A 26454-nucleotide genomic window follows, 5' to 3' on the forward strand; every position below is an offset into this window, starting at 1 on the left:
CATCCTATTATGGCCTATCCATTCAAAACCGTAAAATCATCGAAAGTAGTTATCTCGGAACTGATGCTACCGTCACATACCAACTTCAGTGGAAAAATTCATGGAGGGTATATTTTGTCATTGCTTGACCAGATAGCGTTTGCCTGTGCTTCTAAATTTTCGGGGCATTATTGCGTTACTGCCTCTGTTGATACTGTCGATTTTCTGAGTCCTATTGAGGTAGGTGAATTGGTGACTATGCGTGCCTCTGTGAACTATGTTGGAAAAACATCGATGATTGTCGGCATTCGGGTTGAAGCAGAAAACATTCAAACCGGTACCATTAAGCACTGCAACTCCTCTTACTTTACAATGGTAGCCAAAGATAAAACCGGCAACAATGTTCCTGTACCCGGATTGATTTTATCTACAGATGATGATATTCGTCGTTTTTGGAATTGTATCAAAATGATTGCCAACAAAAAAGACAAAAAAAATCACGAAGAAACCTTTGATTATAAATCGGATGAAGCTTTATCCGAATTAAGCAAACACAACGTTCAGATGGACATTTTTTAAAAATCAAACTACAATAGATACAAAAACACATTACATGAAAAATTCTCTTTTACTTTTATTCGCCTTCTTCACATTTTCATTCACTTTTGGACAAGCGCCGAACAAAAACAAAAAAGCGGTCATTACTACTGCCATTTACTGTGATCATTGCAAAGAGTGCGAAACCTGTGGTAAAAACTTTCAGGCCAATATGCTTAAGATAAAGGGATTGAAAATGTACGAACTGGACGCAACAAAAATGACGATTACCGTTTACTACAATGAGCAGAAAACAAATCTTCAAGCTATCAGAACCGCAATATCGAAGTTAGGTTATGATGCTGATGACGTGAAAGCAGATCAGGCAGCTTATGAAAGATTGGATGGTTGTTGTAAAAAATCTTAGAACACCCTTACTAGGTTAAATCCGAAAAAGATATCGCCTTTCCCCCAGTTTCCAGTGGTATTACCCAAAAATCCAGATTCATGAATGCCTTGCGAATTGGTAAAATGCATCTGAAAGACATGTCCGCCGGTTTCAACATCAACCCCAATAGATAAAGGATTTCGGAAAGGAGAAGAAGAAGAGCGGTTCAAATGAGGAACATAGTCTGCATTTATGGAAACCCTTTTCGAAATTTTATACCTTCCTCCCATTCCTAGTGCCAACTGGCTGTTGGATTGAGCATCATCTACCACAAAATTTTCGTGAAAATAAGTTGGTGCGATTTCTAGAGATAGATTTTCATTACATTTCCTTGAGATCAATAGTTGGTTGACAAAAATCAATCGATTATTGAAAGACATTTTAGGATAATTCGACTCTTTCAGTTGATTGTTGAAACCGATACTATGAAACCCCACAATGGTAAAGGGAAATCGATTTTCCTGTTGAGAGGCTATTCGATATTTGGCACTAAAATCATAGGCTTGTTCACTTCTTGCTGCGGCTACAGAAAAACCATCGGTCCATCCGTAAATAAATTTGATTTGAGTTACGGCATTATCCAAACCGAAGAAACCCTCCACTCCTTCTTTAACTGAGGCAAAACGATGAGCTATTACAAGATACAGTTCCTTTTTTCCTAACAGTTTCGTTGATTCGAGATTTACAATTTTCACCGCTTTAAAAGCAGCATTTGCTTTACCTCCTGTGTCTACAGAATCGATTTGGGAAAGCAAATCATCTTGTGAAAACACAGTTTGCGTAAAAAAGAAGATGTATAGTATCAACAAATACCTCATATACAATTAATCGATCACAATTGTTCTTGTAGTGTTACCGTAGTCTGATCTAAGAATCATAAAATAAGATCCAGAGGTCAAATCCGCGGTATAGATTTTATTTTCTATGGTTGAAATTTGTTGTTGCTTAATCAATTTACCAACAGCATCATAGACTTTAACTTCCGCTTTACCTATGGTTTCAGGAAGTTCTATAGTAAAAAACTCTTTAGAAGGGTTTGGGTACACTTTTACTGATTCCAATGCAAACTCATTAGCTCCTAGTGTTAAATTGGCTGTAATTGTACCACAATTCCCTCCTCCATGATAGGTAATCACTGGTGAGTCTATGCTTCTGGCAAATATCACATTCAATGGTTGAGCTGCAGCCGGAAAAGTATAATCAGTTCCTTGAGTAGCCACTCTAGCCCTGGTCATCACTACAGTTCTTTCCCCTGCAACAACTGTATTCGAAGAAAGTGTCCAATTTTGAGTATCTGTTGGTGGTGTTACTCCAATCCCGTTAAAACTTCTATCGGTGATACTTGTTCCATCAAAAATAATCACATCTTTGCCGGTATTATTCATTGAAGTCGCATCAAATCCTATACCTAGCCAACTTGTGTCAGGTCCAACTAATGTAACTGTAACCGTAGAAGAAGTCACATCTATTTTGCCGGAATAATCCCCAAAGAAAGTCATATTGCCTGTAGAATAGGTTTGCGCAAAAAGCCCACCTATCGAAAGCAATACCATTAACAACGAAAGTACTAGTTTTTTCATATTACTTGGATTTTAGTATTTGTATTAGTTTGTCATCATCTGCAATGACAGCATAATCAAAAGGTGTTTTCTTTCTACTATCTGTCAATTCGGTATTGGCGTGATGCGCCATTAAAAGTGCAGCAATTTCATACAACTTAAAATTAACCGCATAATGTAAGGCTGTTGTTCCGTTTTTATCGGTTAGATTAGGGTCAGCACGATTTTCAAGAAGCATTTTAACGATTGCCACATCATTTTTTACGGTTGCAGCCATAAGTGCTGTTCCCATAGCACTTGTATAATTAATGTTTTCCACTTTATTCATCAGAAAAACAGCAACATCATAATTTCCTTTATAGCATGCAATAATTAGTGGGGAATTTCCATCTTCATTTATCTGGTTGACTGCATCAGGGCTTTGGTTCACCAGAGCTTTCATTTTGTCAACAGTTCCGGTTCGGGCAAGGGCAAAAATATCCGATTGAGAAAACGTTTCGATTGAGCTCAATAACAAAATCAGTACTACTATACAAATATATTTGCTCTTCATTTCCATTAGAAATCTTACTCAAATTTAACACTATTTTTATTATTTTATTACTATTTTGAATTAATTTTAATGAAATTTAAATCTAATTGGAAGTTTATGAAGAAAATACTCAGTTTACTTCTTTTAACACCTTTAGTAGCTTGTGTTAACGATAGCGAGTCTGATTTAACGAATCCAGTACCTGAGAAGATTTCTTACGTCCAAGACATTAAACCCATCATAGAAAACAACTGTTTATTTTGCCATACCAATCCACCCCAAAACGGCGCCCCTATGTCTTTAGTTACCTTACTAGACGTAAGAAATGCGATAGAAAATAGAGGATTATTAGATCGCATCTCAAGACCTCAAGGCTCAGATGGCATGATGCCTAACGGAGGCACTAGATTACCTCAAACTTCAATTGATATAATTATTAAATGGAGAGATGACGGTTTTTCCGATTAAGTACTACAACCTTAAACTAGTAATTATGAAATTGCAACACTTACTACTCTTTTCACTGATTACGTTTACCACACTCACCATAAGTGCCCAGGAAAAAGTGATTACCAAAACCGGCACAACCACCTTTGAAGCATCCGTACCTTCTTTTGAAGAAGTTAAAGCTACCAATAAAAATTCGGGATGTGTTTTAAACACGAAAACCGGTGAAATCGTTGGGCTAGTTTTTATGAAAGGATTTCAATTTCGTTTGGCTTTGATGCAAGAGCATTTCAACGAAAATTACATGGAAAGCGACAAATACCCGAAAGGGTTTTTTAAGGGAAAAATCTCCAATTTCGATTTTAGTCAACTCACTTCTCAAAAGCAAGAATATACAATTACTGGAATCATGGAACTCCATGGCAAATCAAAGGAAATAAGTATCACTGCAAAAATTGCCAAGAACAACAACGTTGTCCTTTTAAGTTCCAACTTCAATTTAATCACTGATGATTTTGGTATTGAACTCCCAGCATTAATCCGAAGCAAGGTTGCTAAAAAGGTTAATGTTACGCTTGATTATAAATTAGAATAATTTTAAAGCAACACTTTTTCGAACGAATTCAGCTTATCAACATTTAGTATGGTTTTGTTGTTGTGGCTATTTTCGAACATCTGAACAAATTTTGCCCCATAAATAATTTCATCGAACACATAGGAAGTTCGTATTGCCACCGTATTGCTAAACATTTCATCAAAAGCTTTCACAAACAACAAAAGTTCCCCTTTGGTCTTTTTAAAATCTTCTTCTGTAAAACCGTACAATGGGCTTTCCTCGGTTATAGGATGCACTAAGGTCCAACTAAGTGTCAAAGCGTTAATTTTATCGTATTCCAAATCCAAAGTAAAAAACCGATTGAACTCCTGACCATTTTCATTGACTCTCATTCCGAGTGTCACTTTGGCTTCTGCATCGGTTAGATTTGTATTTTTGTAAGGAGTAATACGCATCATTAAAGCTTTTCCTTCCTGAAATGGTGCGATAATCGCATTATCTGAAAAAAGAATATGTGCTTGTGGCTTACTAAATCTACCGTAAAACAAACCCGTTGCAATTGCAAAACTTAACAATCCAGATAGCGCTTCGACAGAAGCTACAAAACTCGCCCAAAAGCCACTTGGACTGATGTGACCATAACCTACAGTAGTAAAAGTTTGCACACTAAAGAAGTACGCTTGCCCAAACTTTTCCAATGCGGTGTCCGCTACAATTCCATTCAAGTGTTCTACCCCGATAAAATAATAAATACCAGCGAATAAAAAATTGACAATCAAATAAAAAATAAATATAGTAATCATAAATTTCCAACGTGGAATATTCAGCATTGTATGGTACCAACTGGTTCGTTCCATGAATCCAATTCCTACTTTTTGGATATTTGCACTTCCATCCTTATTGATGAAACGTCCACCGTAATTCGCTGCATTAGTACCGAAACCGGTATGCTTATTTGCCTTTTGTTTTTTCGTTTTTTTTAAAACCGCCATAACTGTTTGCCAATATTATTGTAAATTTAGGCAATATTTTCTCCTTAAAAAATTAAAATGAAAGCCACGAAATTATTTGCCTCTTTTTTTGAAAGCGAAAAAACCGGAGGAGTTATCCTCCTTATCTCTACTCTTATTTCTATAACTCTAGCCAATTCCTCAATTGGTGAAAATTACATTCATTTTTGGCATACCAAAATAGGCAGTATGTCGGTTGAACACATCATCAACGATGGTTTAATGACCATTTTCTTTTTATTGATCGGACTTGAACTTGAACGAGAAGTCTATATCGGAGAGTTATCCAATATACGCAATGCCATGTTACCCGTTATGGGCGCTTTGGGAGGAATGTTGGTACCCGCATTCATCTACTATCTATTCTGTCATGATACACCCTATCAAAATGGTATAGGAATACCCATGGCTACTGATATTGCTTTTGCCATAGGTATTTTGTCGCTTTTAGGAGACAAAGTCCCTATTGTTTTAAAAGTTTTCTTAACCGCATTAGCTGTTATTGATGATTTGGGAGCAATCATTGTTATTGCCTTATTTTATTCCAAAGACCTAAACGCCCTATCACTTTCGATTGCTTTAGGTATTTTTGGTATTTTACTAATTCTCAACAGACTAAAAGTATACCAATTATGGCTTTATCTTGTTTTAGGTGCCGCCATGTGGTATTTTATGTTGAATTCTGGTGTTCACGCTACAATTACAGGAGTATTATTAGCCTTTGCCATTCCGTTTCAGAATGGAGAAGAAAACTCCATTTCCTATCAATTGGAGCACAAACTAACCAAACCTGTAGCTTTTCTAATTCTTCCCATTTTTGCTTTAGCCAATACCGCTATAGCCATTAATTTGAACGACCAAGACACACTTCCCTTATATGCATACGGTATAATTGCTGGATTAGTGATTGGAAAACCGTTGGGCATCACTTTATTTTCTTTTACTGCAGTACAATTAAAATTAGCGCGATTGACCCAAGGACTTAGATGGCCTTCCATTTTTGGTGTAGGAATTTTGGGTGGTATTGGTTTTACCATGTCAATTTTTGTTACGCTTTTAGCTTTTACTGATACAGCAGTCATTAACAATGCAAAATTATATATCATTGTCGCGTCTCTAATAGCGGGTGTTTTTGGATTACTCGCTTTAAAAGCAGTACTAAAGAAAAGTGAAAATATATAATTCTATAAAAAAACTCCCGGTTATTTACCGGGAGTTTTTTTATAGAATTGATTGCAATTATCTCACAACCACTTTGAACGTATATTGCTTACCCGGAATCAAATCTGCTGTACTCAATTCTTTATTGTTCAAGATAGCTTTTACATACCCTTTAAAATCTTTATCGGAGGTTCTCACATCCAATACAATTATTTCGTTATCTGAATTCACCGTAAAAATCACATTCACTGATTTTTGTCCTTCAATTCCATCTTCACCAATTGCTTCATATAAATAGGCTGTAATTTCCTTTATCGCTTTTGGAAAATCCTCTACAGGAGAAAATCCATTAGCAAATACCATACTTGTACTCATTAAGAATACTAAAATTGAAAATTTCACTGCTTTTTTCATTGTGTGTCTTTTTTTATTTGATTACGAGGCAAAATTACTTTGAAGAACTAAAAAAAACTACTGCTAATCAATTACTTAAAGTAAAGATAACCTTACAAAACACATCAAAAAAGACAGAACGTAAAACATTGACACTACTTCAAAACCAAAAGAGAAACAAGTCAATTATTCTTACTAATTTTGTTAAAACACAATAAAATATCAAAAATCAAATCATAACATTAGCATAACATTGCGAATAATTCAAATCAGATAATTCAAACAAAACAAAAAAACCCAAGCTTACGCTTGGGTTTTGTTCAATAAATATTCTTTTATTTACGACAACGCTGCTTTAACTTGATCCGCTGCTTCTTGGAATTGAACAGCAGATAAAATTGGCATACCTGAATTATCGATTAATTCTTTTGCGATTTCAGCATTGGTTCCCTGTAAACGAACGATGATAGGCACTTTAATTGCATCACCCATGTTTTTGTAAGCATCAACAACACCTTGAGCAACACGGTCACAACGAACGATACCACCAAAAATGTTGATTAAGATTGCTTTCACGTTTGGATCTTTCAAGATAATACGGAAAGCTGTCTCAACACGTTTAGCATCAGCAGTTCCTCCAACGTCTAGGAAGTTAGCCGGCTCGTAACCCGCATATTTAATTAAGTCCATCGTAGCCATTGCTAAACCAGCACCATTAACCATACAACCTACAGTTCCGTCAAGATCAACATAGTTTAATCCTGCTTCTTTAGCTTCCACTTCAATTGGGCGCTCTTCAGTGATATCACGCATTTCAGCCAAATCTGTATGACGGAATAAAGCGTTATCATCTAAAGAAACTTTAGCATCAACTGCCATGATTTTATTGTCTGAAGTTTTCAATACTGGATTGATTTCAAACATAGAAGAATCAGAACCGATGTAAGCATTGTATAAAGCAGCAACGAATTTCACCATTTCTTTGAAAGCTTCCCCAGATAAACCTAGGTTGAAAGCAATTCTTCTTGCCTGAAAACCTTGTAAACCTACCGCAGGATCAATTTCTTCAGTGAAGATTAAATGTGGTGTGTGTTCCGCTACTTCTTCGATATCCATTCCACCTTCAGTAGAATACATAATCATATTACGACCTTTACCACGGTTTAATAAAACCGACATGTAAAATTCTTTAGTTTCACTTTCTCCAGGATAGTATACATCTTCAGCAACCAAAACTTTGTGTACTCTTTTACCTGTTGGAGGTGTTTGAGGTGTAATCAAATCCATTCCGATGATTTGTTCAGCGATTTCCTTAACCTGGTCTAAATTTTTAGCCAATTTAACTCCTCCACCTTTTCCACGTCCACCAGCGTGAATCTGAGCTTTAATTACATGCCAACCTGTACCTGTTTCAGCTGTAAGTTGTTTCGCTTTTGCAACCGCTTCTTCAGCGTTATTTGCTACATAACCACGTTGCACGCGCACTCCGTAGCTAGCTAATATTTGTTTTCCTTGATACTCGTGTAAATTCATAATAAAGATTTTGACTTATTTAAAAGTGCCACAAAAATAATAAATTCCTTAACAATAAATGCAGTAGTCCACACATTTATTTCATCAATCTTCTATAATTCGATGCAAAAAGCGCAACCAATACCAATTTATAACATCCATAGTTTAAAACAACTAAAAAACATTCCTTATGAAAACACTTCCGTTTTACCTATTACTATTTTCAGCATTGTCCTTTTCCTCGTGTGATGACATCGATGATGAAAGCAATAACTCTTTAAAAGGAACCTGGGCCTTAGTAAAAGTATCGGGAACAATTGCCGGCATAGAAAACAATTACCCTATAGGAAAAATCAAATGGACGTTTACTAATTCCAATGTAAAGGTGATCAATACAGACACCGAATATAACTATGACGTTTTGGAAAGTGGAGAGTACACCTATACATTACATCAGGCCGAGGTAGCCGCCGATTGCACCGAAACAGTAACTATTGATGCGATGGATTTGGGATGTTACTACACCTATAACAACAAGCTCTATATCAATCAACTCACTACCGATGGCGTAGTATTAGAACTAGCAAAACTATAAATTGTTATAAATATAACAAACTGTTGTATTTTTATACTTTTTGTGTATTTATTTGTGTTTCAGAATTTGTACCTTTAATTTTGCAAAAAAATTAAGAAATGGAATCAAATCAGTTATTACAAATCGCACAGGAATTCGGCTCACCAATTTACGTTTACGATGCCGAAAAAATTGCTTCACAGTATCACCGATTAACCAATGCATTTTCTAAGGTAGAAAAAGTACGCATTAACTATGCCGTAAAAGCCTTATCGAATGTATCCATTTTAAAACTTTTTAAACAATTAGGATCGGGATTAGACACCGTATCCATTCAAGAAGTACAACTAGGTTTGCACGCAGGTTTTGAACCTCACAACATCATTTACACTCCCAATGGCGTATCTATGGATGAAATCGAAGAAGTGGCCGCTTTAGGAGTTCAAATCAATATTGACAACTTATCCATATTAGAACAATTTGGCGCAAAACACCCAAAAACGCCTGTTTGTATTCGCATCAACCCGCATGTAATGGCTGGAGGAAATTCGAACATTTCGGTGGGTCACATTGATAGCAAATTTGGAATTTCTATACATCAATTGCCTCATATTTTGAGAATTGTAGACAACACAGGAATGCATATTAACGGAATCCACATGCATACCGGTTCTGACATTTTGGATATTGAAGTCTTTTTATATGCTGCCGAAATTTTATTTGATACAGCTAAACATTTCAAAGAACTGGATTTCATTGATTTCGGAAGCGGATTCAAAGTACCATATAAAAAAGGAGACATTGAAACCAATGTGGAAGAATTAGGCAAAAAATTAACCCGTCGTTTTTTGGCTTTCGAAAAAGAATACGGTCGTGAATTGACATTAGCTTTTGAACCCGGTAAATTTTTGGTAAGCGAGGCTGGTTACTTTTTGGCAAAAGTTAATGTGGTAAAACAAACTACTTCAACAGTATTTGCTGGAATTGACACTGGATTCAACCACCTAATCCGTCCAATGTTTTATGGTTCGGAACACTTTATTGAAAACATTTCACATCCCAAAGGAAAAGAACGCTTCTATTCGGTTGTAGGTTATATTTGTGAAACAGACACCTTCGCAACCAACCGCAGAATTTCAGAAATCAAAGAAGGAGATATTTTAAGTTTCAGAAATGCTGGTGCCTACTGCTTCAGTATGTCATCCAATTATAATTCACGCTATAAACCTGCCGAAATTCTATGGAAAGATGGTAAAGCACAATTAATCCGTCAACGAGAAACTTTCGAAGATTTGCTAAAAAATCAAGTCGAGATTGAATTCTAAAACCACAATAATCATTAGATAAAGATATGGCTCTAACTTCAACTAAAAGTTCAGAGCCATTTCTTTTTCAAATCTCATTTTAAATCAGATAATTAGTCTTACATTTTTACTTATCAACTGTAATACATCGGTAAAAATATACTTTTCATCGATTTTTATATAAACTTAATTCGTTAAGAAAAATCTTATGTTTGAAAATAGTTAATTTCGCGCTACTTGAATAAAGTAACAAATGAAAAAAACTAAAAAACTCTTCCATTTGGCAACATTTTTTTTGTTGCTAAGCACTACACTTATGGGTCAAAATGATCCCTCTGTCATTCTATCCGATCACAACGGTAACACTGGAACTATCACTATAGATTGCAACTATAATTTTATTCCACCCAAAAGAATTGAACTTACCGCTACATATCCTGATTTAAAAACGACCACTGATTATACTGTTGAAACTATACCTTACAATCCTTACGGACTTTACACGGATGGAACAGCAATCCCATTCAATAATGATGACGTTTGGAGCAATTCAATACAAATAGGCTTTCCATTCTGTTTTTATGGTAACACCTATACTAGTGTAAATGTAGGTGACAACGGAATTGTTCGATTCGGTTACAATAGTAGTATTCCTGAAGGTTCATTTTCATCTATCACCAATACGACACCCAATCCTTCATTGGTTCGAAATGCCATTTTTGGAGGTTTTCAGGATCACATTTTAGCACCAGTTGGTTTTGGATGTGCTACAGGAGAATTCTGTGGTTCAGTGAGTTACCTAACCACTGGAACAGCTCCATTTCGAAAATTCATCGTCAATTTCAATGAAGTTAATCACTTTAACTGTAGTGGTTTTAACGATCGTAATTCAACCTTTCAAATCATTTTATATGAAACGACTAATGTTGTAGAAATCAATGTAAAAGAAAAACCCCTTACTTGTAATGGAAATATTAGTGCAAATGGAAACGGTAATTCACTAATCGGTCTTAATAACAGCAATGGTACAATGGGAATTGCTCCTCCGGGAAGAAACACCGGAGTATGGTCCGTTACAGATGAATCGTATCGATTTAATCCTTCTGGTGCCAGTGCCACACAGATAAGCTGGTATAATGCTGGAGGTACTTTTTTGGGTAATGCTAACCCAATACAAGTAGTACCACCTCAAAACAATACGTTTTATACCGCCATAGTCAATTATAACACTTGTACACCTAGACAAATTCAGAATTCCATTGCAATCAACTATGATTTGGATTATCCCGTTGCTCCAAATATTACGGCTTCCTTTTGCGATTCTGCGGCATCGTTTCCGAATGAAACAGTTGATATAGAAGGTTTATTGATCCCAGAGACGGGTATTGTAAAAACCATTCATGCCTCACAAGTGGAAGCGGATAATAATCTCAATCCGTTATCGGGGATGCAAGCTTATAACATGACAACTACTTCGCAAGTTTTTTATTATCGAGAAAGCAAGGGAAGTTGTTATGCAACTGGTACGATAACAGTACAACTTTACAATACTCCACAAATTGGCGATCAAGAGCTATATGTGTGCGACACCAACAATGATGACACAGAAAGTGTTTTACTTTCCAGTCTTACCACCCAAATTACAGGATATCAGTCATGGATGGGCTTTACCTATTTTCAAAATTTAGCCAATGCTGTAGCAAATGTAAACCCATTTACGACAGTCAATGTGACACAACCTCCCGGTTTTTACGATGTGTATGTCAGAGCTTTTAATCCTGCGAATCCTGCCTGTCACAGTATTTTCAGATTGACAATCCGAATTCGTCCAAGATTAGTACTAGCTCCTATTGCCGATTTCTGCATCAACGATCCTGATTTCAACTTACAAGAGTTTTTTGACTTAACAACATTAACTGTTACCTCAACCACAGGACCAACAAATCCATCAGATTTGACCGTTTTGTATTATACAACCTTAGCCAATGCACAAAGCGGATCTAATCCGATTTCCAATCCGGCGAATTACCTCATCAACATTCCAGCTCATTTAACCAATATAACACTTTATGCGGGAGCAACCGCACCTGGATTCTGTCCGAACTACACCCCCATCAATATCTCATTCTGTGAAGCAGACGGTAGTGACGGTGGCGGCGGTGGCGGTGGCGGCAACGGAGGTTTTGGAGGTTTTGGCGCCTGCTTGGAAAATGGAGATATTGTCCCATCATTTGACTTAACCCCAGTTTATAACAATGTGATGACCGCCAACGGTGTGAGTCCAATACCCAACCCACAAGGCTACTACACTACACTTTTAGCAGCCCAAACCCAAGATCCGGGATTTGCACTAACACCTGCTCAAATTGCAGCATATACACCAGTTGCACCTTATTCTGAAGTATGGGTTCGTTATATTGACAACAATGGTATTCCGGGAATTAAACGAATTATCGTCCCTTTAAAATTCAAAACACATGAAGTACGTGATTTTGAAATTTGCGATATATACAATGACGGCACAGAGAATGTAAATCTACTTCCTATTCCTTACTTGGCGCAAATACAAGCCGAAAATGCAGGAGAGACGGTTACAGCTTATGCATCAATGGCCGATTATCTCACTAATAGTAATCCAATTACATCAATTAATGTAGTAGCACCTACTACTACAGTGTATGTAAAAGTAAGTTCATATGGCTGTGATAGTGATTATACTTTGAATTTTAATTTAACCCCTTTTACGGTAAGGACCCCAGCATTGGAACAAGTATGTGATGTTGGTGCCGATGGTACAGAAAATTTTGACATCAGTGCGATATTGGGTAACTATAGTGGTGGATTTATCAATCCTATCGTAACAGTTCATTCCACTTCGAATGGTGCCTTTGACGAAACCAATTTAATTCCAAATACTACTACGAACTATCCGATTACTGTAACTTCTTCCATTTGGATCCGAATCGAAGAAGATCCGACGCTATTACCTTTAACCTGTCCCACAATTCAACAAATTAACTTTGGTTTTTTTAATTCGGTTGACACGAATTCAATTGCAACTATTGAAGTATGTGATTTAGACAATAATGGCCAAGAAACCATTTCAAATCTGAATGCCATAGTCGCTTCAATTGTAAATGAAATCCCATCAGAGCCAATTATTAAAAGGTTGTACACCACATTAACGGCCGCTCAAACGAACGACCCTATTTATGAAATACTGCCTGATTGGGATACCTTTGTGTATGATATCAATATCTTAGGAGTCAATGGAACGATTTATTTGCATCTACAAAACAGCGTAACTGGTTGCGAACGAATTGTACCAATCAACTTTAACATTCGATCATTACCATTAACAACCAACAATGCACTTACTTTATGTGATTTTGAAAATGACAATCAGGAAATTATAAATTCGATGTCGATTTTCAATCCACAAATTACAAGTAACCATTTATTTTATAATTTCCAGTATTTTGCCAGTTTGGCTGATGCAACTGCTGGAACACCACAGATTCCGTCAAACTACACCATCACTAATGGAACAACTGTTTTCGTCAGAATACAAAGCGGTAGCAACACGGGCTGTTCTGCAATTCTTCCGGTACAAATCAATTTTATTTCCTCTCCAATAGTCAATGCAATTACACCGCTCATTTGTGACAATCTGGGAAACAATACTGAAGTCGTCAATTTGAATGCGTATCAGAATGCCATCACGGCTAGTCTTCCGGGAATAACATTTAACTACTATGCATCTCAATCCGATGCTTTACAGAATTTGAATGCTTTCTCGAATTTCAAAACATTCAATTATACCGTTCCTTCTTTTAACGTAAGTAATCAGTCCCCACCGGTATATGTTAGAGTAACTAATACTTCGGGATGCTTTTCCATTACAACTATTACATTCGAGAGAAGACCGATTATAGAAGCATTTGATGCTATTCAGTTTAGTTGTGACATTTCGACTACCAATCAATTACAAGGAGAATTCAATTTAGAGAATTCGATTCCAAGAGTAAGTGGTCAAGGTATGATTGTTAATCCGGCCAATTACAACATCAGTTTCCACAGCACTTTTGCACAGGCAACAGCAGGTACAAATCCTATTACCAATACTACCAATTATGGTGTTACGGCGAGTCAAACATCGTATGTTTATGTTCGTTTCTTGGATCCGATTACACAATGTTTCACTGTTAAAACATTGGAACTTCAAATTTATAATTTACCAAAATTCGTAAATAGTGTTTACGATGTTTGTGATGATAATCTTGACGGAATCTACAGTATCAATCTTACCAACTTGAACGGAACTGTAGTAGAAGATCCATCCCCATTTGTGTTTGGTTATTATAATTCGGAAGCCGATGCCTTAGCTGGCATCAATCCAATAACTAACATTGCCAACTATACCCTTTTACTCAGTCAGTTCCCAAAAATCATTTATGTAAAAGGAACCAACATCAATAATTGTAGCAAAGTTAAAGGCGTAACATTAGAACACAAGCCTGAAGTAGTGACTCAAATTAATAATGTGGATATCATTCGTTGCGATTCAAATAATGATGGCGTAGAAATTTTCGATTTAACAGAAGCGAATTCACAGTTTACGACTCAGGTTGGAGTGACTTTTACCTATTATAGAAATAGTAGCGATTTACAATCGAACACGAATCCAATAACAAATCCGACAACCTATCAGAATCTATCACCGAATCCGAATCTGATTTATGTTCGTTTGTCTGCTCCAGCAACCAATTGTGATTCTTGGGGTACAATTACTTTAAAACCTTTCTATCAGGAATACATTTTTCCTCCTAGTATTACTATTTGCGACAATAATGCGAATGGAAATGAAACCGTAAATCTGGAAGACACGGTGTATAGCATTTTATCGATGTATCCATCAAACACATTAGGCTTACAATTTTACACTTCATTGGCAGATGCGAACTCTGGATCTAATGCCATTGTGAATCCGACTGCTTATATCTTCACCAATTTTAGTACACCTATTTTTGTCAAAATCATCAATTTGGCCAACGGTTGTCCCATCATCAAGCAGTTGAACTATATTGTTCCACCTCCGATTGTATTGACTCCCTATGTTGCTAACATTTGTGATTTTAACCGAAATAACAGTGAAATCATCAATTTAAACTCCTATTTCGGCCAACTCAATGCAAATGCGACGAATTTTACCATAAAAGCGTATTTAACACAACAAGAAGCTGAAACAGGAAGCACTATAGGAATAATTTCTTCCACAAATTATACCCAAACAGTAGCAACACAAACCTATTGGATTCGATTTGAGAATGCACAAGGCTGCTACTCGGTGACTTCGGTTACGATTACTATTGTGTCTTATCCCGATCCGAATACTAATCCTCCGGCTATTGAGCTTTGTGATACAACAAATACCGGCGATTTACAAGAATCTTTCAATATTACCTCCAACGAAAATTACATTCGAAATGGTAATACCTCATATGTAATTACGTATCACACTAGTTTAGCCGATGCGCAAAACGCTTTAAATCCGATTAGCAATACTACGGCATTTAATAGTGGTAATTCTAGTGTTTGGGTAAGAGTAGTTACGAGTCCGGTAAGTGCTTTAACATCATGTAGTGTAATTATCGAACAGCAACTGAAGGTGATTCCAATGCCTACACCGAATCTAACTCCACCATTGTTACAACTTTGTGATAGTAACAATGCTAGTAATATGACTGAAATTTTTGATCTGACTCAAAATGAAAATTATATCCGCAATGGAAATTCCAGCTATGTAATAACTTATCACCATACCAATAGTGAAGCACAAAATGGGACCAATCCAATCAATAATCCCAACAGTTTTTCAAGTACCACTACAAGTATTTGGATACGTGTAACTACCAATACACCGACCACTTTAACACAATGTGCTATCATCATTGAACAAGCATTAGAAGTTGTTCCTTATCCCGTAGTAAATTATAATCCTCCGGTACTGTTTCAGTGTGATGACACCAATCCGGGAGATGGAAAAGAGTTTTTTAATTTGGAACGTTATAAAAACTACATCACCAATGGTAATTTACAATATGTTTTGAGTTATCATACTTCAGCTACTGATGCACAAAATAATTTGAATCCGATTCTCAATTTTACCGCTTTTGAAAGTAGCAACAACAGTATTTGGATACGTATAACTGCAGGTCCAACTTCTCCATTAACAAACTGTGCGGCTGTTGTGGAACAAAAGCTACGCATCAATCCATTACCATTAATTGGAACTCTAAGTAATTATTACAGTTGTATAAATTCGAATTCGACTGTAGCAACGTTTGATTTAAGCACCAAAGACAATGAAGCTTTAGCTGGTCAGAGTCCAAACTCATTTACCGTGAGTTATCACCTGACAGAACAGGAAGCAAAAGCAGGCACCAATGCGCTGTATTTCATTTATCACACTACCACCAGAACCATTTGGGCTAGTGTCAAAAATTTAACTACCGGCTGTACCATTACAGCTCCGTTGAATTTAATTGCAGAACCTTTGACAATGGCATACCAACCTTCAGCTGTCGAAACAGTATCTTGCGATATCGATGAAAATAATGATGGCTTTACAACATTTGATTTAACACGCTATACTAATGCCATTTTAGGCTCTAATCAAGCTGTTCCTAATTATTCAGTGACCTACTATGCATCTCAAAGTGATTTCAATAATAACACACCAATCACTACTAATACTCAATTTGTCAATACCAGCAACCCACAGACCATTTATGTTCGAGTGGTTAATGAAGCAAGTGTGAATAAATGTTGGACATCTATGAATTTCGATCTTAGAGTCAATAGGCTTCCAGAACCAACTCCGGATGATGGCACTATTTGTTTCGATCAGATTACAGGAACCCTACTTCAATCGTATACCCTTGATGCTCATTTGAGCAATGCGAATCATACCTTTGAATGGTTTTATGAAACGAATCCGAATCCAATTGCAAACCAGACTAGCGCAACATTAGAAGTAACACAGCCTGGGAATTATTTTGTTATCGCAACAAACACACTTACAGGATGCATCTCTAAACCGGCAATGGCTACGGTTATTCGATCTGAACCAGCTATAGCGAAAGCCAGAACCGAATATTCTTTCAATGACATCGTAAATATCGTAGTGAGTACATCAGGAATAGGTAATTACCAATACCAATTGGATAATTTCGCTCCACAAGAAAATCCGTTTTTTGAAAATGTAAGTGCCGGTACACATACTGTTACTGTGTTGGATATGAATGGTTGTGATTCCACTACCGTTGAAGTTATCGTATTGAAATATGCTAAATTTTTCACTCCTAACGGTGACAGTCATAATGATCAGTGGCATATTAAAGGAGTGTTTGCACAACCTGATGCCAAGATTTACATTTTTGACCGATACGGGAAACTGTTAAAAGAATTGTATCCGGAAGGAGAAGGCTGGAATGGAACCTATAATGGAAAACCAATGCCTTCCGACGATTATTGGTTTACAGTTGAATATACTGAAAACGGCCAGAAAAAGGAATTCAAAGCCCATTTTGCTATGAAACGTTAAAAGAAAATACCACAAATCAATTATATAAACAATTACTAATTTAACTCAAAACAAATGAAAACTATTCAAATCAAAATGAAGCAGTATCTGTTGTTTCTGATCACTTTGCTGGGATATGGGGTTTCTCTGGCACAGGCTACTGATCCTCCTAGGTTCAAAACGTATCAGTCAGGAACTAATTTTACTTCAATTGCAGTAGATCAGAACAAAGCTGTTTGGGCAGGGACTGACAGAGCGGGATTATTCAAATTGGATCAAAGTGACACCATTGTCAATACATTCCAATTAACCTCTTTAGGTACTGCGCCAGTTGTTAATTCTTTACGTATTCAAACTTTGGCAGCCGATAAATCCGGAAATATCTGGGTTGGTCATGGAGGCACCAATACTTCCAACACATCGGGAGGAGTTGAAAGAATCAATGCTACAACAAACGAAGTACAACATTTATCACCAGATAGAGATGCCAGAGGTTTTACCTTTATGGAACGAGATGGTATCGGTACTTTGAATGCACAGCAAATTGCAGTTGACCCAAACAACAAAGTTTGGATTGCGCATCGTTACCATGATCTTACAGTTACTGGACCACCAAGTTCATCGTATATTTTGACTCCAGGTACTTTTTCTTATAGAGTTGCTGATGACTATGCCGGAAAATTCAACTCGGTAGGTACTTGGCAAGACGTTATTTCATCCAATCCGGATATGGGTTTACCTTATCCTGATTATACTTACAATCCTACTCCATCACAAACTGCACAATCCAGAACCTGTAATGCTATTTCCGCAGATAGAGGTTATGTTTGGGTGAGTGTTTTTCCATACAAAGAATACAATGTAGAAAATTACCTTCCTTCCCGCCTATTGCAATATACAACTGGAGGACAATATGTTGGATTTCATACTGTTCAAAGTGCCCGATTCAGTTTGGGTGGCAATTTTCATGGTGTGTATGCTAACAACAACAAAGGGGTTTGGGCTACCACAACGATAGCCGGAAATGGTTTCTCTGTATTAAAAAATGGCATTTGGTACAACATTACCAATCCATCAATTATTCCTCCCGGGACACGTTTCAACAGAGCGGCCATTTGGGGTGATTCGTTCGGAAGAGTGTATATGGGAACCAACAAAGGATTAATTGTATATGATGGCTCAGGATACGTTGACAGTCCGTACTCGTATACTTTATACACCAAAGACCCTTACACTTCGCCACTAGGAAGAAGTGTACATGATCCTGATATGGTATCCAATGATATTATAGCCGGTTCGATTGAAAGTCCACAAAAACAATATTTTTCTTGGATTGCCACTACATCCGGAATCATGCGTGCCTATTTACCTTATGGAGATATCATGGCATATCATGTTGTCGATAAGGATTTCCCAAACAAAGAAACTCATGAAGGTAAAGAAAACTATGAGGTTTTTGCCAATTTGAAGAAAACCAGTTTGTCTTATGTACCGCTAAGTGAAGACATTCCTTCCTTCGCTGTTGATGGCACTACTTCTACAGTATTACGATTAAAAACCAATGACCCAGGTGGTTTCTACGCACCTAACAGTGCATACCGCATTGAATTCAGAAAAAACACTTCCGATCCTCTACCTGGAGATAGAAATAGCCCTGAATATATTGCTCGTTATGGTCAATTTACATTGAAACCATTGAGCGATTACGGAAACAATGTACAATTACAAGATTTGAAATATGTTGATTTCATTTACAAACATCCAACTTACATTGACTTTCAAGATTTTGTGAGTGGAAAACATTATACTGAATATGACATTTTCGTTTTTAAAAGAACACCACAGGAAACAGACGACTTGATTTTCAGACATCCAGCTAAATTCTGTTTACCTCCGGTATTATTTGGGCATGGAGTTTGGTCAAACATAGCATCAATGCAAGGGTTTGAAGATCATTTCAAATCTAAAGGCTATACGGATTATGAAACATTAAAAGCTTGGCGTTTGAATGGAGCTGATGCTGAAAATCCATTTGAGCGTGATGCCAATATTATTCCGACTTACATCGACAATTTGATTAGAAAAGCTTTAGGTGCAAAAGTATCGGCTGGTAAAGTGAATGTTATTGTTCATAGCCGAGGCGGTCTTTATACAAGAGCTTATATTGAGGAAATTTCACCGCGTTTCAAGTTTAAAAAGAACATCAACGCATTTGTAACGCTGAATACACCACATGCAGGATCACAAGCTGCCAATGCTGTTATGGATAAGCGTGTTGTAATTCCTGGTATACTTTACCCTACTTTCAACTCGAATTTCGATTTCACCAATATCGACAATTTGAATCCTATCGAGTTTCAATCAACAACACCAAAAACAATTGGTAATCTAATGAGTTTAGCTGCAGTTCCTCAACTGGATCGAGTAAACAATTGGGGCGCTAAAAATTTAATGGTTGTAAACGATGTACTATCTGGATCTTACAATAGCGAAACTCGATTCATTGAAACGCTTAATCAGCCTCAAAATGTTCAAAAATTAGTTGGAATTCCAATTCATGCCGTAGCAACCAATTTCGACCCTTGTCAGTTGGATGATATTTTACTATGTAGAAATGAGGACAATAGTGTTCCGAAAATTTTACCGAAACGTTTGTTCTGGCCATTATACGTGTATGAAGCGGTTAAATTCCTGATGGATGATGGAGTTCAAGGAGCGAGCGACTTTGTAAGATACTTATACAATGGAGAAACCAATGATGCCATTGTTCCCAACTCAAGTATGAGAACCGGATTGAATGAGCCTTATGTAAGTCCTTTTACAGGTGAAAACATTGCTCATATCGATACCGGAGGCATTGCCAATTCTTCTGGAGTTACGGTTAACCTTGGCGTAAAAGAATCCGTATATAGTTATTTAAAACTGAAACACAACAACAACCGATTTACAACCGGAGGAATTGCTCCTCCAGCTTTGACATACAATCTTTTCCCTGGTTTTGCTGGACTTCCAAACAGACCTTCACAAAGAACTGTGACACCTGGTAAAATTGTTATTGACCCAAATTCTTTTTCCGCGCCGCTAACATCAGGAAGTACTGTAACTTTTAAAGTATATCAAGAAGATTTGGATAAAATGATCATTACATTAGAATATCCAAACGATAGTGAAAATGTAGCTGTACTAACCAAATCTACAGGATTGGCGCTACGTAATGAATTTACTTTTACAATTCCATCTGAGTCGTTGGGTCAATTAAAAATCAACGCTTACGGTTTCAATGAAGGTAAGTTAGTAACAGAACACAATGTTTTACCGACTATAAGCTTACCGGGTGGTGTAACACCACAAAGTATACGATTTGCCGAAACTAAAGTAACCGTTTTAGAGAAAGGTAGTCATGAATATCGCCTTTTAGCTACATATAGCGATGGTGTGGAAAGAAAAATCAACGATCTTTCTGGTGTGGTTTACACCCTTGAAAACAACCGTATTTCCAGAACCGATTTCACCAGTGTAAAAGGAGAACTTCCAGGTCAAAGTTTTATTACCGCAACTTTGGGTGCACTTACTGCTAAAGCCGAATATACTGTAGAAGAAGATCTGACTTTGAAGGAAACTTTAGTAACTGATTTTTATGCAACTTTTGCACAGACTGGACCAATAACTTTACATTGGAATACTTACCAAGAATACCGTTCAAAAAAATTCATATTGGAGAAAAGTACAGACAATATAAACTTCCTTCCTATTAATGAACAACTGGGACAAGGCACAAGTTTCAATCCTATCACTTATAACTATTTGGACGATACTAACGAAACAGTAGTGTATTATAGATTGCGTTTAATCAACTTGGATGACAATGAGCAATACAGTAAAGTCATCGAAGTCAACAGAGCAGCACTTTCCAATGATAATCCTGATGCCTTTTTGAATGGATTACGTTTAGTTCCAAATCCATTGCACACGACTACAGGAAGCATCAACACTCCTGCTAATTGGTATGGTCGTGCAATAGAAGTGAATATCTTTGACACCAATGGAAAACACGTTGGAGGTCAAAACATAAATCGTATTCCTGGACAAGCCAATATCATGTTTGAAATGCCGCAAGGAACAAGCAATGGTTTGTACTTAATACAATTGAAAACTGCCACTTTTATAAAAACGTTGAAACTCATTTATCAACGTTAATCAATGTATTAAAAGAAAAAAGGTCTCAAATTGAGACCTTTTTTTTATTTCACTAATACTTCTGTCATTACCTTGGCTTCAGTACCGTTAGGAAATGTAATTTTTAGCTTTTGCGCTAACGTTGGAGCAATTTGTGTAATTTCTTTTTTATCGTGACTTTCACCTTTTTTGATATTCCATCCATAGAATAAACAAGGAACATGTGTATCATACGAATATGGAGTTCCGTGTGAAGTTCCAGTTCCGTAATATTCAATATATCCAGGCTTGTCCAAAACAATCAAATCTCCGTTTTGAGTAGCATCAAAACCTTTCGCCATAAATTCCAAATAATAATCGGCACCTGAAGACGCTAAAATTTCTTCTTCAGTATACACACGTTTTATGTGCTTTTGTGACATCAAAAACTCTTTGAACGCTTGCTTAACACGAATCAATTCCAAGCCTTTTTCTTTAACTTTTGTTTTATTGATGAACACATTATAATTGGAATAATTCAATAGCAAATCATCACCAAAATAGGTTTTCGAAAATTCAGCAATCGATTGTTCCACATTCTTTTCACTGATACTTTCCACTTGATATTTATTGTCTTTCAAATGTGTAACATTTTCAGCACCAGCATGATCAGCGGTTAAGAAAATCAAATAATTTCCTTTACCAACTGTAGTATCCAAATACTGTAGAAATTCGGCAATGGTTTGATCCAAACGCAAATACGTATCTTGTAATTCGATAGAACGAGGTCCGAAGTTATGACCAATATAATCTGTAGAAGAAAAACTAACTGTAAGGAAATCAGTTATATCATCCTTTCCTAAGTCTTCTTTAACGATGGCTCTTTTCGCAAAATCTGCCAATAAATTATTCCCATATGGGCTCGCTCTTAGAACTCCAGGATCATTAGCATCCATCATTTCCTTCATGTTATACGGAAAAAAAGGTGCTTTTTTATACAATTTCCCTTCGTATGGGTTATCGTCAGGCAAACTTTCATTATACACTTCTTTAGGTTTGAATAAATTCCAACCTTCTGCAGCGTATTTTTCATAATTTTTCTCGTTGTTGAACTCGTTTACCCAACTTGGAAGATTTTCGCCGTAAAATGTACTAGAAATAAAAGAACCTGTTTTACTGTACCAAAACGCCCAATTTGCAAAATGGCCCGCAGGTAAAATTGCTCCACGGTCTTTAAGGCTCATACCAATAACTTTTCCTTTAAAATTTGTAGCTAAACGCAATTCATCGGTAATAGTGCTAGCTTGAAGATTTTTAGGAGACATTTTCCCTTCAGATTCCACACCGTTTCCAATTGTTTTTACAGCATCATCATCTGTACAATACACATCTTTCCCTAAAGTACGATGGTACCATTCGTTACCAACAATTCCGTGAATCGCAGGAGTTGTTCCTGTATATACCGATGCGTGACCAGGGGCTGTGTAAGTAGGCATATAGTTATAATGCATATTATGGAAGGTATACCCATCCTTCATTAACAGCTTGAATCCATTTTCAGAAAAATCGTCTGCAAAACGATATAGATATTCCATTTTCATTTGATCGACTACAATACCAATGACCAATTTCGGTTTTTGTGGTTCGGCAGTTTCTTTCTTAGTCGATTTTTGTGCTGAAGCATAACCTACGGCTAACAGCGACATTACTAACGTTAACTTTCTCATCATTTTTTCACATATTTCATGTTATACACCATTATTCTATCGCTATAGTTGATATACAACTGACTCATATTCTCTTTTTTTCGGGTTTGAATTTCCACATAACAGGGCTCACCATATTGATCTACGCAATCAAACCCTACAATTTCTTTATTGTTTTCGACTTTTTTGTCGTAGTATTTTTGAATTTTTAAATATTGTTCAATATCCGAATATACCGCTATATAATTCTTTTTGGTATTCAGATTGGCTATTATTTTGGCTTCTTTAAAAGGAGTAAATGCACTCCATTTCCCTTTTTCTTTCACTGACAAACTCACTGCAGAAACTTCAAATCGGTAAACTTGCGCTTGTGCTACGGTTCCTAAAAACAGGAAAACTATAATTATTTTAAGATAGGATTTCATATATAATTTAAAACGTTGACACTTCATTTTTAGCCAGTTCAAATTCGGCTATTACTTCCTCTACTACTTGAGCGACAGGCTTTATATCGTGAATTAAACCTGCGATTTGACCAATTTCCAATTCACCTTCAACCAAATCACCTTCAAACATCCCTCGTTTTGCACGTGCTCTTCCTAAAAGTGTTTTCAATTCATCGGTAGTTGGACATTTAGCATACAATTCCTGAACGTCGTTATAGAATTTATTTTTAATTAATCGAACAGGAGCTAGTTCTTTCAAAGTCAACTGTGTACCGCCTTCTTCCAAGTCTATAATCGTTTTCTTAAAATCGTCATGTGCAGAACTTTCGGTTGTTGCAGCAAAACGACTTCCCATTTGCACACCATCAGCACCTAAAACCATAGCCGCTAACATTCCTCTACCTGTGGCAATTCCTCCTGCAGCAATTAATGGGATTGTAATTTTTTCTTTTACCATAGGTATCAAAGTAAGTGTCGTTGTTTCCTCCCTACCGTTATGTCCGCCGGCTTCAAATCCTTCAGCAACAACAGCATCAACACCGGCTTCTTGCGCTTTTAAAGCAAACTTTGAGCTACTTACCACGTGAACAACGGTAATGCCATGTTCTTTCAAAAAAGCGGTCCAAGTCTTTGGATTTCCCGCTGATGTGAATACAATTTTAACTTCTTCCTCAACCAAAATCTGCATGATTTCCTCAATATTTGGGTACAGCATTGGAACATTAACACCAAACGGTTTATCGGTTGCTTTTTTGCATTTCTGAATGTGTTCACGGAGTACTTCAGGATACATAGAACCAGCTCCGATAAGACCTAATCCACCTGCGTTACTTACTGCACTGGCCAATTTATAACCACTATTCCAGATCATTCCACCTTGAACAATTGGATATTTAATATTAAAAAGTCGAGTGATTTTATTCATTAATTATTGTTTGATTAATTTTCCGGAAATACTTGATCCGTTTTTCAAAATTGTGTAAAAATAAATTCCGGGTTGAAAAGTATTCATCGCAATCTTTTGCTCTTTAGTAACAATCTCTTGTTCTTTAACTTTTTGTCCGAACGCATTATAGATTACAATTTGCGTGCCTAAAAATTCCTCATTAAGTTCAATTGTTACCAGATCTTTTATTGGATTTGGATATATTTTAATTTTTCTTGATTCAAATTCATCCGAAGACAATGCAGTATTCAATGCTGCTTGAAAATCAGGAATTCCATAACCGAAATTATTATTAGGAGCGGCATATCGATCGGCAGAGCTTCGAACCAACTGAACAATTTCAGTATTCTTTTTGGTAGGGAATGCAGACCAGAATGAAGTAATAGCTCCTGCCAAAATAGGCGATGAAAACGAAGTACCATTACTAGTTGTTATAGTTCCTGCAGTATTGGATACCACTGCAGCCGTACCCATAGCCATCAAGTCAGGTTTAAATCGGCCATCAGCAGAAGGCCCGATAGAACTAAACCCTGATTTCAATTCACCTGATGTTACCGAACCTACGGTTACATTTAATGCCGCGTCTGCTGGAGTCGCGATATGTGGTTCAGCACTTCCTCCTGAGTTCCCTGCAGAAGTTACACAAATCATACCTCTACTGAAAGCTACATCAACAGCACGAGCCATCACTGATACGGTTCCGTTCATGTGCGAATAACTATAACTATAATTAGAGTTATCATAATCAAAATACCCCAAAGAAGTATTGATTACATCAACTCCTAATCGGTCCGCTTCTTCAGCTGCTTCAATCCAATTGGTTTCTTCCAATGGCGTTTCAGTAGCCGCATTTTCGGTAATGAATAGATAATATTGTGCATCTGGCGCTGTACCTACTAGATTAGTAGCAAAACCACCCATAGTCGACAAAACATTGGTTCCGTGTGAATTACCCGTATAAAAGTTAGTCGAATTATTTACAAAATCATATCCACCCAAAATTAATCCGTTGTCACGAAGTCGTTTAAAAGGTAAAGCTGTATTCACTGCAGGAAAACCGGCATCCATAATGGCCACAATTTTACCTTCACCCGTATGACTTTGTTGATGTAAAATATGACAATTTAGCATTTGCACTTGTGTTGCTGAATTTCCGTATGTAAAATTCTCTTGGGTATCCATCCATTTGTTTGTTCTTGCCGACCTAACCTCTTTTTTAGCCATACGACCTCCAGGATTTAATGAATGATTGGCATATTGAATTCGAGTCACAAAACTAAGGTTACCCAATGAAGCAATTGTTGCTTGTGTCCCTTGAACATGCAACATATTCAGCCATTTTGATTTAGCTAAAACCGTTATTCCGGCTGTATTGGTGATTTGATCAACATAGGGTTGATGCAACGGTGCGTCTTTTACATCTAAGGCTATACCTTGTGTAGTTCTTCTGTCGAGAGATCTTTGTGTTAATGCCGATAAAGGGTTACTAAAAAAAGTGGAAGCATTCGGTTTATCAGCAAAATAAATCCATGCATCTTCTGTTTGTCCGAAAACCGAACCACAGGCTAACAGTAAAAATAGTATTGTTTGTTTCATAATTGAAT

At 36.7% G+C, this 26454-nt stretch carries 19 protein-coding genes; 9 read left to right on the forward strand and 10 right to left on the reverse strand.

Features of this window, described 5'->3' with window-relative positions; all coding sequences use genetic code 11:
- Positions 1 to 9: 9 nt before the first annotated feature.
- Positions 10 to 558 carry an acyl-CoA thioesterase gene (locus tag ACS8MM_RS08275; RefSeq protein ID WP_379715166.1) on the forward strand — a complete coding sequence of 183 codons (549 nt, stop codon included), beginning with the start codon at positions 10 to 12 and terminating at the stop codon, positions 556 to 558.
- A 34-nt stretch (positions 559 to 592) separates the two neighbouring features.
- The gene (locus ACS8MM_RS08280; RefSeq protein WP_379715168.1) at positions 593 to 943 is read left to right on the forward strand and encodes a cation transporter; all 351 of its coding nucleotides are present in this window, start codon (positions 593 to 595) and stop codon (positions 941 to 943) included.
- On the opposite strand, the gene ACS8MM_RS08285 is transcribed toward ACS8MM_RS08280, so the two are convergent.
- Genes ACS8MM_RS08285 through ACS8MM_RS08295 form a run of 3 tightly spaced genes read right to left on the reverse strand, consistent with a single transcriptional unit; the run spans position 940 to position 3076 of the window.
- Entirely contained in the window at positions 940 to 1737 is a 798-nt protein-coding gene (locus ACS8MM_RS08285; protein ID WP_379715170.1) for a DUF5777 family beta-barrel protein, read from the reverse strand. The two genes, ACS8MM_RS08280 and ACS8MM_RS08285, sit on opposite strands and share 4 nt — an antisense overlap.
- Before the next feature lie 51 nt (positions 1738 to 1788).
- Positions 1789 to 2544: a T9SS type A sorting domain-containing protein gene (locus tag ACS8MM_RS08290; protein ID WP_379715172.1), complete on the reverse strand. Its 756-nt coding sequence runs from the start codon at positions 2542 to 2544 to the stop codon at positions 1789 to 1791.
- 1 nt (position 2545) lies between these two features.
- On the reverse strand, positions 2546 to 3076 hold the full coding sequence (locus ACS8MM_RS08295) for an ankyrin repeat domain-containing protein (protein WP_379715174.1): 531 nt from the start codon (positions 3074 to 3076) through the stop codon (positions 2546 to 2548).
- 273 nt (positions 3077 to 3349) lie between these two features.
- On the opposite strand from ACS8MM_RS08295, the gene ACS8MM_RS08300 reads away from it, so the two are divergent.
- Positions 3350 to 3523 (forward strand): hypothetical protein, encoded by a 174-nt coding sequence (locus ACS8MM_RS08300; RefSeq protein ID WP_379715176.1) that lies wholly within the window; start codon positions 3350 to 3352, stop codon positions 3521 to 3523.
- Positions 3524 to 3548: 25 nt separating this feature from the next.
- Positions 3549 to 4097 carry a YceI family protein gene (locus tag ACS8MM_RS08305; protein WP_379715178.1) on the forward strand — a complete coding sequence of 183 codons (549 nt, stop codon included), beginning with the start codon at positions 3549 to 3551 and terminating at the stop codon, positions 4095 to 4097.
- 2 nt (positions 4098 to 4099) lie between these two features.
- Here the strand turns inward: ACS8MM_RS08305 and ACS8MM_RS08310 are convergent, their stop codons facing one another.
- Positions 4100 to 5050, reverse strand: a complete 951-nt coding sequence (locus tag ACS8MM_RS08310) for an ion channel (protein WP_379715180.1) — start codon at positions 5048 to 5050, stop codon at positions 4100 to 4102.
- Positions 5051 to 5107: 57 nt separating this feature from the next.
- Here ACS8MM_RS08310 and nhaA point away from each other — a divergent pair, with 57 nt between their 5' ends.
- Complete coding sequence (gene nhaA / locus ACS8MM_RS08315) at positions 5108 to 6250, forward strand: Na+/H+ antiporter NhaA (RefSeq protein ID WP_379715182.1); 1143 nt, start codon at positions 5108 to 5110, stop codon at positions 6248 to 6250.
- Between the two features lie 57 nt (positions 6251 to 6307).
- On the opposite strand, the gene ACS8MM_RS08320 is transcribed toward nhaA, so the two are convergent.
- Entirely contained in the window at positions 6308 to 6643 is a 336-nt protein-coding gene (locus tag ACS8MM_RS08320) for a hypothetical protein (protein WP_379715184.1), read from the reverse strand.
- A 318-nt stretch (positions 6644 to 6961) separates the two neighbouring features.
- Positions 6962 to 8155 (reverse strand): ADP-forming succinate--CoA ligase subunit beta, encoded by a 1194-nt coding sequence (gene sucC, locus ACS8MM_RS08325; RefSeq protein WP_379715186.1) that lies wholly within the window; start codon positions 8153 to 8155, stop codon positions 6962 to 6964.
- Positions 8156 to 8324: 169 nt separating this feature from the next.
- Here sucC and ACS8MM_RS08330 point away from each other — a divergent pair, with 169 nt between their 5' ends.
- The 4 genes from ACS8MM_RS08330 (at position 8325) to ACS8MM_RS08345 (ending at position 21794) form a co-directional block, all read left to right on the forward strand.
- Positions 8325 to 8729: a hypothetical protein gene (locus tag ACS8MM_RS08330; protein ID WP_379715188.1), complete on the forward strand. Its 405-nt coding sequence runs from the start codon at positions 8325 to 8327 to the stop codon at positions 8727 to 8729.
- A 98-nt stretch (positions 8730 to 8827) separates the two neighbouring features.
- The gene (lysA, locus tag ACS8MM_RS08335) at positions 8828 to 10033 is read left to right on the forward strand and encodes a diaminopimelate decarboxylase (RefSeq protein WP_379715190.1); all 1206 of its coding nucleotides are present in this window, start codon (positions 8828 to 8830) and stop codon (positions 10031 to 10033) included.
- Between the two features lie 232 nt (positions 10034 to 10265).
- Positions 10266 to 17618 carry a T9SS type B sorting domain-containing protein gene (locus ACS8MM_RS08340; RefSeq protein WP_379715192.1) on the forward strand — a complete coding sequence of 2451 codons (7353 nt, stop codon included), beginning with the start codon at positions 10266 to 10268 and terminating at the stop codon, positions 17616 to 17618.
- Positions 17619 to 17672: 54 nt separating this feature from the next.
- On the forward strand, positions 17673 to 21794 hold the full coding sequence (locus ACS8MM_RS08345; protein WP_379715194.1) for a T9SS type A sorting domain-containing protein: 4122 nt from the start codon (positions 17673 to 17675) through the stop codon (positions 21792 to 21794).
- Between the two features lie 44 nt (positions 21795 to 21838).
- Here the strand turns inward: ACS8MM_RS08345 and pafA are convergent, their stop codons facing one another.
- From pafA to ACS8MM_RS08365, 4 genes are read right to left on the reverse strand one after another with little or no spacing between them, the layout of a single operon-like run.
- Positions 21839 to 23479, reverse strand: a complete 1641-nt coding sequence (pafA, locus tag ACS8MM_RS08350; RefSeq protein WP_379718966.1) for an alkaline phosphatase PafA — start codon at positions 23477 to 23479, stop codon at positions 21839 to 21841.
- A complete protein-coding gene (locus tag ACS8MM_RS08355; protein ID WP_379715196.1) occupies positions 23479 to 23883 on the reverse strand; it encodes a hypothetical protein in 405 nt (134 codons plus the stop codon). The genes pafA and ACS8MM_RS08355 overlap by 1 nt, the downstream gene beginning before the upstream one ends.
- 7 nt (positions 23884 to 23890) lie before the next feature.
- A complete protein-coding gene (locus ACS8MM_RS08360) occupies positions 23891 to 24829 on the reverse strand; it encodes an NAD(P)H-dependent flavin oxidoreductase (RefSeq protein WP_379715198.1) in 939 nt (312 codons plus the stop codon).
- 3 nt (positions 24830 to 24832) lie between these two features.
- Complete coding sequence (locus ACS8MM_RS08365) at positions 24833 to 26446, reverse strand: S8 family serine peptidase (protein ID WP_379715200.1); 1614 nt, start codon at positions 26444 to 26446, stop codon at positions 24833 to 24835.
- Between the last annotated feature and the right edge of the window lie 8 nt (positions 26447 to 26454).

It is taken from the genome of Flavobacterium sp. MAHUQ-57 (assembly GCF_051908335.1).
In the GTDB taxonomy this organism is placed as follows: Bacteria; Bacteroidota; Bacteroidia; order Flavobacteriales; family Flavobacteriaceae; genus Flavobacterium.